Source organism: Streptomyces sp. NPDC048349, from assembly GCF_040651925.1.
In the GTDB taxonomy this organism is placed as follows: domain Bacteria; phylum Actinomycetota; class Actinomycetes; order Streptomycetales; family Streptomycetaceae; genus Streptomyces.
The window spans coordinates 1-10425 of record NZ_JBEZLA010000115.1; the positions used below are offsets into that span (position 1 = coordinate 1).

General features: G+C 73.1%; 9 protein-coding genes. 5 read left to right on the forward strand and 4 right to left on the reverse strand.

Going from position 1 to position 10425, the window contains the following annotated elements; all coding sequences use genetic code 11:
• Window positions 1–471: 471 nt before the first annotated feature.
• Window positions 472–1167 carry a SigE family RNA polymerase sigma factor gene (locus tag AB0D44_RS33445; RefSeq protein WP_362598384.1) on the reverse strand — a complete coding sequence of 232 codons (696 nt, stop codon included), beginning with the start codon at window positions 1165–1167 and terminating at the stop codon, window positions 472–474.
• Window positions 1168–1361: 194 nt separating this feature from the next.
• Between AB0D44_RS33445 and afsQ1 the strand changes: the two genes are divergently transcribed.
• From afsQ1 to AB0D44_RS33460, 3 genes are read left to right on the forward strand one after another with little or no spacing between them, the layout of a single operon-like run.
• On the forward strand, window positions 1362–2039 hold the full coding sequence (afsQ1, locus tag AB0D44_RS33450; RefSeq protein WP_063754818.1) for a two-component system response regulator AfsQ1: 678 nt from the start codon (window positions 1362–1364) through the stop codon (window positions 2037–2039).
• A complete protein-coding gene (locus AB0D44_RS33455; protein ID WP_362598387.1) occupies window positions 2036–3520 on the forward strand; it encodes a HAMP domain-containing sensor histidine kinase in 1485 nt (494 codons plus the stop codon). The genes afsQ1 and AB0D44_RS33455 overlap by 4 nt, the downstream gene beginning before the upstream one ends.
• Window positions 3513–4151 (forward strand): hypothetical protein, encoded by a 639-nt coding sequence (locus AB0D44_RS33460; protein ID WP_362598401.1) that lies wholly within the window; start codon window positions 3513–3515, stop codon window positions 4149–4151. The genes AB0D44_RS33455 and AB0D44_RS33460 overlap by 8 nt, the downstream gene beginning before the upstream one ends.
• A 312-nt stretch (window positions 4152–4463) precedes the next feature.
• Here AB0D44_RS33460 and AB0D44_RS33465 read toward each other — a convergent pair whose 3' ends face one another.
• The 3 genes from AB0D44_RS33465 to AB0D44_RS33475 all read right to left on the reverse strand — a co-directional run bounded on the left by AB0D44_RS33465 (window position 4464) and on the right by AB0D44_RS33475 (window position 7574).
• Entirely contained in the window at window positions 4464–6119 is a 1656-nt protein-coding gene (locus AB0D44_RS33465) for a phospho-sugar mutase (protein WP_362598389.1), read from the reverse strand.
• Between the two features lie 56 nt (window positions 6120–6175).
• Window positions 6176–6982, reverse strand: coding sequence for a purine-nucleoside phosphorylase (locus AB0D44_RS33470; RefSeq protein WP_362598392.1), 807 nt, complete (start codon window positions 6980–6982; stop codon window positions 6176–6178).
• 154 nt (window positions 6983–7136) lie between these two features.
• A complete protein-coding gene (locus tag AB0D44_RS33475; RefSeq protein WP_069921661.1) occupies window positions 7137–7574 on the reverse strand; it encodes a gamma-glutamylcyclotransferase in 438 nt (145 codons plus the stop codon).
• Window positions 7575–7771: 197 nt separating this feature from the next.
• Between AB0D44_RS33475 and AB0D44_RS33480 the strand changes: the two genes are divergently transcribed.
• Together AB0D44_RS33480 and AB0D44_RS33485 are read left to right on the forward strand one after the other, a co-directional pair.
• Window positions 7772–9211, forward strand: a complete 1440-nt coding sequence (locus AB0D44_RS33480; RefSeq protein WP_362598395.1) for an NAD(P)H-quinone dehydrogenase — start codon at window positions 7772–7774, stop codon at window positions 9209–9211.
• A gap of 176 nt (window positions 9212–9387) precedes the next feature.
• Window positions 9388–10338 carry a DeoR/GlpR family DNA-binding transcription regulator gene (locus AB0D44_RS33485; protein WP_362598398.1) on the forward strand — a complete coding sequence of 317 codons (951 nt, stop codon included), beginning with the start codon at window positions 9388–9390 and terminating at the stop codon, window positions 10336–10338.
• The last annotated feature ends 87 nt before the right edge of the window (window positions 10339–10425 follow it).

The following is a 10425-nucleotide window of genomic DNA, read 5'->3' on the forward strand; positions in this document are numbered from 1 at the left end:
CCCGTACTGGACGTACTTGGGCTTTCGGCCGGTGCGGCGAGAGTGCGTGCCGGGCACCGCGACGCCGCGGACCTCCGTCAGACACCCCCTAGCCCTCGCCACTGGGGCTCCGCCCCGTACCCGCCCCTCCAACGCCGGCGAGGCTGGGTTTTGGCAGATGCAGCCTGGCAGGCAATTCCAGCCCCGCCGGCGTTTGAGGCGCGGGGGCTCGGGGGCAGCGCCCCCGCAACGGCGCCGCACGGGCACATCCAGCCCCGCCGGCGTTTGAGGCGCGGGGTACGGGGCGGAGCCCCGGGAGGCCCCAGCGGAGCCGAAACGGTCCGGTCGGAGCCCGGCATCCGCGAGGGGACTGCCCGCACCCGCGGACGCGAAAGGGCGGGATCAGTCGGACCCCCGGCCGACTGATCCCGCCCTTTCCCCCCCATGGCCACCGCCCCACCCCCGCAGGACGGCCCCCCGGCCATTGGTCTGTCAGGCGACGAGCTCCTCGAAGGACTCCGCCTCGTCGGCGCCGAAGCTCAGCGCCTCGTCCTCGCGCAGGCGCCGCAGCGAGCGCCAGATGCTCGACTTCACCGTGCCGACGCTGATCCCGAGGATCTCCGCGATCTCCGGGTCCGTGCGGCCCTCGTAGTAGCGCAGCACCAGCATCGTGCGCTGCGGCTCCGGGATCCGGGCCAGCGCCTGCCACAGCACCGCGCGCAGCTCCGTACCGCGCATCGCGTCGGTGTCCGAGGCCGTCTCCGGCAGTTCCTCCGTCGGGTACTCGTTCAGCTTGCGCCGGCGCCACGCACTGATGTGCAGGTTCGTCATCGTGCGGCGCAGGTACCCGCCCACGGCCGCCTTGTCGGTGATCCGGTCCCAGGCGCGGTACGTGGAGAACAGCGCGCTCTGCAGCAGGTCCTCGGCCTCGTGGCGGTCGCCGGTGAGGTGGAAGGCCGTCGCGTACAGGGCGGCCCGGCGCTCCTGGACGTACGCCGTGAACTCCGCCTCGGAGGTGGAGGACGGGGCGCCCTGTGCGGGAACCGCCTGGTACTGCTTCGCGTCAATGGCTACGACGTGTGCCGGCCGGGGCCGGGCTACCGCGACGTTACGGACACCCGCCCGGCGGTTCACATCGTGCAGCCGCGTGACAACCGCGCTGGTGGTGGTGCTGTGCAGCGTGTTCATCTCGCGCCCCCCGTCGTGGAGTCTGCTTCGGTCCGTCGCTGTGCTCCGGTTGTTGGTAGAAGCCTGCCCGGCCGACTTAACCGGGGTGTCCGCCGACTGTCACAGGCCTGTCACAGCGGCCTCCGGCAGACCGCCGCCGGATCGGCTGCCCCTGCCGGTCGAACTCCCGACTGCCGATGGGACAGAATGAGCCCGTGCCTTTCCTGTTGCTGATCGAGGACGACGACGCCATCCGCACGGCCCTCGAACTCTCCCTGTCTCGCCAGGGCCACCGTGTGGCCACCGCGGCGACGGGCGAGGACGGCCTGAAACTGCTGCGCGAGCAGCGGCCGGATCTGATCGTGCTGGACGTGATGCTGCCCGGGATCGACGGCTTCGAGGTGTGCCGGCGGATCCGCCGCACCGACCAGCTGCCGATCATCCTGCTCACCGCGCGCAGCGACGACATCGACGTCGTCGTCGGCCTGGAGTCCGGTGCCGACGACTACGTGGTCAAGCCCGTCCAGGGGCGGGTCCTCGACGCCCGCATCCGGGCCGTACTGCGCCGCGGGGAGCGCGAGTCCAGTGATTCGGCGAGCTTCGGCTCCCTGGTCATCGACCGCGCCGCCATGACGGTGACGAAGAACGGCGAGGACCTCCAGCTCACCCCGACCGAGCTGCGGCTGCTGCTGGAGCTGAGCCGCCGTCCCGGACAGGCGCTCTCCCGCCAGCAGTTGCTCCGCCTCGTCTGGGAGCACGACTACCTCGGCGACTCGCGGCTCGTGGACGCCTGCGTGCAGCGGCTGCGCGCCAAGGTCGAGGACGTACCGTCCTCGCCCACCCTGATCCGGACCGTCCGCGGGGTCGGCTACCGCCTGGACTCCCCGCAGTGATCCCGGCGCTGCTCGCGGGCCGGCGCTGGACCAGCCTGCGGCTGCGGCTCCTCATCGTGTTCGCCCTGGTCGCGCTGACGGCCGCGGTCTCCGCTTCGGGGATCGCGTACTGGCTCAACCGGGAGGCGGTCCTCACCCGCACCCAGGACGCGGCCCTCGGCGACTTCCGGCAGGAGATGCAGAACCGCGCCGCGGCGCTGCCCGCCGATCCGACGGCGCCGGAGATCCAGCGCACGGCGGAGCTGATGGCCGGCAGCAGCCCCGGCTACAGCGTGCTGCTGGTCCAGGAGGGCAAGGACGGCCAGGTGTCCGGGGCGGCCGGTCCCGACGCCTTCGGCCTGGGCGACGTACCGAAGTCCCTGCGGGACGCGGTCAACGACCGGCAGAAGACGACGGCTGCGAACGACGCCGAGTACCACATGTACTGGCAGCGCACGAAGCCCGGCGGCAATCCGTACCTGGTCGGCGGGACGCGCATCGTGGGCGGCGGGCTCACCGGCTACATGTACAAGTCGCTCGCCCAGGAGCGGGACGACCTGAACGCGCTGGCCTGGTCGTTGACGATCGCGACGGGCCTGGCGCTGCTCGGCTCCGCGCTGCTGGCGCAGGCCGCGGCCCGTACGGTGCTCAAGCCCGTGCAGCGGCTGGGCGACGCGGCGCGGCGGCTCGGCGAGGGCGAACTGGACCACCGGCTCGAGGTGTCGGGGACGGACGAACTCGCGGACCTGGCGCACACCTTCAACAAGACGGCGGAGGCGCTGGAGAAGAAGGTCGCCGACATGAGCGCGCGGGAGGAGTCGAGCCGGCGCTTCGTCGCGGACATGTCGCACGAACTGCGCACGCCGCTGACGGCGCTGACGGCGGTCGCCGAGGTGCTGGAGGAGGAGGTCGACGACCTCGATCCGATGATCGCACCGGCGGTGGCGCTGGTCGTCAGCGAGACGCGGCGCCTCAACGACCTGGTGGAGAACCTGATGGAGGTCACCCGCTTCGACGCGGGAACGGCCCGGCTGGTCCTGGACGACGTGGACGTCGCCGACCAGGTCACGGCGTGCATCGACGCGCGGGCCTGGCTGGACGCGGTCGAACTCGACGCCGAGCGGGGCATCGTGGCGCGGCTCGACCCGCGCCGCCTCGACGTGATCCTGGCCAACCTGATCGGCAACGCCCTCAAGCACGGCGGCTCGCCGGTGCGGGTGAAGGTGGTCGTGGAGGGGGAGTGGCTGGTGATCGCGGTGCAGGACAACGGACCGGGCATCCCGCAGGACGTCCTGCCGCACGTCTTCGACCGGTTCTACAAGGCGAGTGCCTCGCGGCCGAAGTCGGACGGGAGCGGGCTGGGCCTGTCGATCGCGGTGGAGAACGCGCACATCCACGGCGGTGACATCACCGCCGCCAACGGGCCCGGCGGCGGTGCGCTGTTCACGCTGCGGCTTCCGGTGGACGTGGGGAAGGTGATCGCGGGTGACCAGGATGCGTAGCACGCGCAGGGCGCGCAGTGCGCTGGCGGCGGGCTCGGCGGTGCTGGCCCTGACGGCCCTGCCCGGGTGCGGGATCCGGGCGACGACCGTGCCGGTGGACGTGGGCGCGGCGCCCTCGCGGGTGTCGTGCGACACCCCGGCGCAGCCGGGCGGGCAGGGCGGGGTGCAGGGGTTCCGGGCCACGGTGGAGCTGGTCTGCGGAGCGCAGCTGGTGGGCGTGGAGCGGATCGTTCCGGTGCCGGAGAAGCGGCCTCTGCGGGATCCGGTCGTCCTGGTCGTGCAGGCCTTGCTGGAGGTGCTGGAGAAGGCGCCGTCCGGGGAGGAGCGGGACGCCGGGTTCACGACCGGCGTGCCGACGGGGCTCACGGCGGGAGCGCCGCGGCCGGGTGATCCGGCGGGCACGGTGCGGCTGAGCCGCAAGCCGGAGGATCTGCCGCCGGTGGCGCTGTCGCAGATCGTGTGCACGCTGGCGGGCAGCGAGGCGGTGTCGGCGGGGCCGGGGCCGGTGGTCCTGGGCGGGCCGAACGCGGATCCGCCGCGGGCGTGGGAGTGCACGGAGGCGGTCCGCTCCCGCCCGGAGTCGGTCCCGACCCTGGGCGAAATCGTCCGCCCCACACCCACCCCGTCGTAAGCGCCGACGGCGGCCCGGCCATTGGCGCGGTGGGGGGAGTGCCCCGGGCAGCGGCAGCGGCAGCGGCAGCGGCTGCGGCAGCGGGACGGCGACGGCCCCCCGAGCGGGAGCTCGGGGGGCCGACGGCAGCGCGGTGGCGGGCGTCCGGCTCCGCCGGGTCCGGCCGGGGACCGGCGGACCGGGACCGGCGGACCGGGACCGGCGCCGCCGGGACCACGGCGCCCGGCCGGGCCGCCGGACGGAGTCCGGCGCAGCGGCCCGAAGCCGGGGAGGCCCGCCAGGGCCGAGCCGTGCGAGGGGCGCAGGGAAAAATCAGATGCCTGCGGCGGCCGCGAGGTCCTTCTTGATGGCGTCCAGGACCTCCTGGCCCCGCGCGCGGGCCGGCGCCAGGTCGGCGGGCTCGGTCACCGGGACCACGACCTCCAGGTAGCACTTCAGCTTCGGCTCCGTGCCCGACGGCCGCACGATCACGCGGGCCTTGTACGCCCCGTCGAGGTAGTACCGCAGGCCGTCCGTCGGCGGGAGCGACTCCGTGCCCCGGGTCAGGTCCTCCGCCGAGACGACCCGCAGCCCCGCGAGGGAGGCCGGCGGCTCCGCCCGCAGCGCGGCCATCGCCGAGGCGATGACCGACAGGTCCGAGACGCGGACCGACAGCTGGTCGGTGGCGTGCAGCCCGTGGGCCATCGCCAGGTCGTCCAGCAGGTCGGTCAGGGTACGGCCCTGCTCCTTGAGCTCCGAGGCCAGCTCGGCCACGAGCAGGGCGGCGGTGACGCCGTCCTTGTCGCGGACGCCCTCGGGATCCACGCAGTAGCCGAGCGCCTCCTCGTACCCGTAGCGCAGCCCCTGGACGCGGGCGATCCACTTGAAGCCCGTCAGGGTCTCCTCGTGGCCGACGCCCGCCGCCTCCGCGATCCGGCCCAGGAGGCTGGAGGAGACGATCGACTCGGCGAAAACGCCCTGTGCGCCCTTGTGCACCAGGTGCGCCGCCAGGAGCGCGCCCACCTCGTCACCGCGCAGCATCCGCCAGCCGGAGCCGGCGGACTCGTCCGGGACGGCCACGGCGCAGCGGTCCGCGTCCGGGTCGTTGGCGATCACGATGTCGGGGCGGACCTCGGCGGCCTTGGCGAAGGCCAGGTCCATCGCGCCCGGCTCCTCCGGGTTGGGGAAGGCCACCGTCGGGAAGGCCGGGTCCGGCTCCGCCTGCTCGGCGACGAGCACCGGCTCCGGGAAGCCGTGCCGGGCGAAGGCCGCCGTGACGACGTCCTTGCCGACGCCGTGCATGGCCGTGTAGACGGTCCGCACGCCGCGGGGGGACCCGGGGCTCAGGACGGAGTCCGTACGGGCCAGGTAGGCCTCCAGGACCTCCTCGTCGAGCTGCAGCCAGCCGTCCGCCGGGCGGGGCACGGAGGCGAGCGTCTCGACGCGGGCGATGTGCCCCGCGATCTCGGTGTCCGCCGGGGAGACGATCTGCGAGCCGTCACCGAGGTAGACCTTGTAGCCGTTGTCCCGGGGCGGGTTGTGGCTCGCGGTCACCTCGACGCCGGCGACGGCGCCCAGGTGCCTTATGGCGTACGCGAGGACGGGCGTCGGCAGCGGGCGGGGCAGGACGGCCGCGCGCAGTCCGGCGCCGGTCATCACGGCCGCGGTGTCGCGGGCGAAGTCGGCCGACTTGTAGCGCGCGTCGTAGCCGACGACGACCAGGCCGCCGTCGTGGCCCTGGGCCTTCAGGTAGGCCGCGAGGCCCGCCGCGGCCCGGATGACCACGGAGCGGTTCATCCGCATCGGGCCCGCGCCGATCTCGCCGCGCAGCCCGGCGGTGCCGAACTGCAGGGTGCCGGAGAACCGGGCCGCGAGCTCCGCCGTGTCGCCCGCCTCGATGAGCGCGCCGAGCTCGGCCGCCGTCTCCGGGTCCGGGTCCTCCGCCAGCCAGGCCTGGGCCCGGGTGATCAGGTCGTCCTGTTCCTGCACTACTTCCGCCTTGTCTCTCGTACGGTGCCGGTTCCCCTGGCCGTGCCTGTGCCGTCTCAGATGCGGGCGAGGACCTGGGTCAGCAGCTTGCCCATGCGCGCGGCCGAGTCACGGCCGGCCTGGAGCACCTCTTCGTGGTTCAGGGGCTCGCCGGAGATGCCCGCCGCCAGGTTGGTGACCAGGGAGATGCCCAGCACCTCGGCGCCGGCCTCACGCGCGGCGATGGCCTCGAGCACGGTGGACATGCCGACAAGGTCGGCGCCCATGACGCGGATCATGTTGATCTCGGCCGGGGTCTCGTAGTGCGGGCCGGGGAACTGCACGTAGACGCCCTCTTCGAGGGTCTCGTCGATGTCCTTGCACATCGCGCGCAGGCGCGGCGAGTACAGGTCGGTGAGGTCCACGAAGTTCGCGCCGACGATCGGCGAGGTGGCCGTGAGGTTGAGGTGGTCGCTGATCAGGACCGGCTGGCCGGGCTTCATGCCCTCGCGCAGACCGCCGCAGCCGTTGGTCAGCACGACGGTCTTGCAGCCGGCGGCGACGGCGGTGCGCACGCCGTGGGCGACGGCGGCCACGCCGCGGCCCTCGTAGTAGTGGGTCCGGCCGAGGAAGAGCAGCGCGCGCTTGTCGCCGATCTTGTACGAGCGGATCTTGCCGCCGTGGCCCTCGACTGCGGGGGGCGGGAAGCCGGGCAGCTCGGTGACCGGGAACTCGGCCTCGGGGGCGCCGAGCGCCTCTGCGGCGGGGGCCCAGCCGGAGCCCATGACGAGGGCGACATCGTGGGATTCCACGCCGGTCAGCTCGCGGAGGCGGGCGGCTGCGGCGTCGGCGGCGGCGAAGGGGTCGGTAACAGATGCGTTCACGCGGAAGAGCGTAGCCGCTCATTGCCTACGCGCGTAGATGGCACAGCTCACGGTGTTCGGATCGTTGCCTTGTCGTTTCCGCCGAATCGTCCCCGGCAGGTCCGCCGGGCCGGGCGGGACCGGAGCGCCGCAGGGGCCCCGGGTCCGCAGCCGCTCAGCAGGGACGCTTGCGCAGTTCCATCACGTAGTCGTGCGGAGCGCCCGCGGACTCGGCGGCGTCGGCGATCTCGCCCAGGTAGCGCGCCGAGGGCAGGCCGCCCTCGTAGCCGTTGAGGACGTACACCCAGGCCGCCTCCTCGCCGTCCAGCGTGTGCACGCGCACCCGCATCCGGCGGTAGATGTCGAGCCCGACGCCCTCCCAGCGGTCCATCGAGTCCTCGTCGAGCGGCGCGATGTCGTACAGGGCGACGAAGACCTGGTGGCGCGGGGCTTCGACGATCGTCGCGAGTGCGCCCTCCCAGCCCATCTGCTCGCCGCCGAAGGTCAGCCGCCAGTCGTTGATCCAGCCCGTGCCGCGCAGCGGCGAATGAGGTGCGCGGCGCGTCATCAGCCGCGGGTCGAGGTTGCCGGCGTACGCGGCGTAGAGCGACATGAGGTCGAGGGTACGGGAGGGGCGGCCGTGGCCGCGCTCCCGGCCGTACACGGAGCCTCCGTCCCGGATGGCGGGACCGTGCGCGAAGCACCTTGAAGCGTGCGGGACAATGGGGCACGGAATGCATCCCCCGGGGAGACCCCCCGGAACACCGGCCGGGGCGGCAGCCGGCCGGGTAGACGTGAGGCGGACTTTTCGTGACCCGGATCGTGATCATCGGCGGCGGACCCGGCGGGTATGAGGCGGCCCTGGTGGGGGCCCAGCTCGGCGCGGAGGTGACCGTCGTGGACTGCGACGGCCTGGGCGGGGCCTCGGTCCTGACCGACTGCGTGCCCTCCAAGACGCTCATCGCGACCGCCGAGGTCATGACGACCTTCGACTCGTCGTACGAGGAGCTCGGCATCGTCGTCGCGGACGACACCCCGCACATCGAGCAGGCCGCGCGCGTCGTGGGCGTGGACCTCGGCAAGGTGAACCGCCGCGTCAAGCGCCTGGCCCTCGCCCAGTCGCACGACATCACCGCCTCCGTGACCCGGGCCGGCGCCCGCGTCGTACGGGGCCGCGCCAAGCTCGGCGGCCCGCAGGGCATCGACGGCACCCGTGACGTCATCGTCACCGCCGCCGACGGCACCGAGACGATCCTGACCGCCGAGGCCGTGCTGATCGCGACCGGCGGCCACCCCCGCGAGATCCCGGACGCCCAGCCCGACGGCGAGCGCATCCTGAACTGGACGCAGGTCTACGACCTGGACGAGCTCCCCGAGGAGCTCATCGTGGTCGGCTCCGGCGTCACCGGCGCCGAGTTCGCCGGCGCGTACCAGGCCCTCGGTTCCCGCGTCACGCTCGTCTCCTCCCGCGACCGCGTGCTGCCGGGCGAGGACCCCGACGCGGCCGCCGTCCTGGAGGACGTGTTCCGGCGCCGCGGCATGAACGTCATCGGCCGCTCCCGCGCCGAGTCCGCCAAGCGCGTCGGCGACCGGGTCGAGGTCACCCTCTCGGACGGCCGGGTGCTGACCGGTACGCACTGCCTGATGGCGGTCGGCGCGATCCCGAACACCAAGGACATGAACCTGGAGGAGTCCGGGGTCCGGCTCAAGGACTCCGGGCACATCTGGACCGACAAGGTCTCGCGTACGTCCGCGCCCGGCGTCTACGCCGCGGGCGACGTCACCGGCATCTTCGCGCTGGCCTCCGTCGCGGCCATGCAGGGCCGCATCGCGATGTACCACTTCCTGGGCGACGCGGTGGCCCCGCTGAACCTCAAGACGGTGTCCTCGAACGTCTTCACCGACCCCGAGATCGCGACCGTCGGCTACACCCAGGCCGACGTGGACGCCGGCAAGATCGACGCCCGCGTCGTGAAGCTGCCGCTGCTGCGCAACCCGCGCGCCAAGATGCAGGGCATCCGGGACGGCTTCGTGAAGCTGTTCTGTCGCCCGGGCACCGGGATCGTGGTGGGCGGCGTGGTGGTCTCCCCGCGCGCGAGCGAGCTGATCCACCCCATCTCGATCGCGGTCGACAACAACCTGACGGTCGAGCAGATCGCAAACGCGTTCACCGTGTACCCCTCCCTGTCGGGTTCGATCGCCGAGGTGGCCCGCCAGCTGCACACGCGGAAGGCCGGCGGCGAGGCCTGATCGGCCCCCAACCGCCCCGGCCCGCAAGGGGGTTGGGGCGGCATGCCGTCGCGTGGCGGGATGTTCACCCAGGCCTCGGCCCGCGTATACCACTAGTCGCCCCGCCATATGGACAACTTCGGTATTCCGGCGCAAGGAGCTGAAAGCAGACGGTCGTTGGGGTTACTGTCAGTTTCGTGTTCGCTGCAGAACGTCGCCAATTGATCCTCGAAATGGTGCGGGCCAACGGAGCGGTGTCGCTCCGGGAGCTCGCCCGCGTCGTCCAGACCTCCGAAGTGACCGTACGGCGGGACGTGCGGGCACTGGAGGCAGAAGGACTCCTCGACCGCCGGCACGGCGGTGCGGTCTTGCCGGGCGGTTTCACGCGGGAGTCCGGCTTTCCGCAAAAGTCCCATCTCGCGACGGCGGAGAAGACCGCCATCGCCGATGTCGCGGCCTCCCTCGTCGAAGAGGGCGAGGCCGTCGTCGTCGGCGCGGGCACCACGACCCAGGAGCTGGCCCGCCGGCTCGCCCGGGTGCCCGGACTGACCGTCGTCACGAATTCGCTCCTCGTGGCCCAGGCGCTGGCCCATGCCAACCGGGTCGAGGTGGTGATGACCGGCGGCACGCTGCGCGGGTCCAACTACGCCCTCGTGGGCAGCGGGGCCGAGCAGTCCCTCCAGGGGCTCCGGGTGTCCCGGGCCTTCCTGTCGGGCAGCGGCCTGACCGCCGAGCGCGGCCTGTCGACGTCCAACATGCTGTCGGCGAGCGTCGACCGGGCGCTGGTCCAGGCGGCCGCGGAGGTGGTCGTCCTGGCGGACCACACGAAGCTCGGCACCGACACCATGTTCCAGACGGTGCCGACGGACGTGATGACCCGCCTGGTCACGGACGAGCCCCCGCCCCACGACGACCGCGCCGCCACGGAACTGCAGGCGCTGGCGGACCAGGGCGTGCAGATCACCGTGGCCAGCGCCGGCATCGCCTCCGGCGGCGGCGACGGCATGGCGGGCCGCCGCCCACGCCGCGACTCGCCCCTCCCGGTCCAGCGCAGGGGCGGCCCGACGGCCCAGCTCCGCAGCGCCTCGCCCCTCTCGGACCCGGGCGAACGCGAGCGCGCGAGGGTGGCCGACATGCGGCGGCGCTAGGGGGTGTCTGACGGAGGTCCGCGGCGTCGCGGTGCCCGGCACGCACTCTCGCCGCACCGGCCGAAAGCCCAAGTACGTCCAGTACGG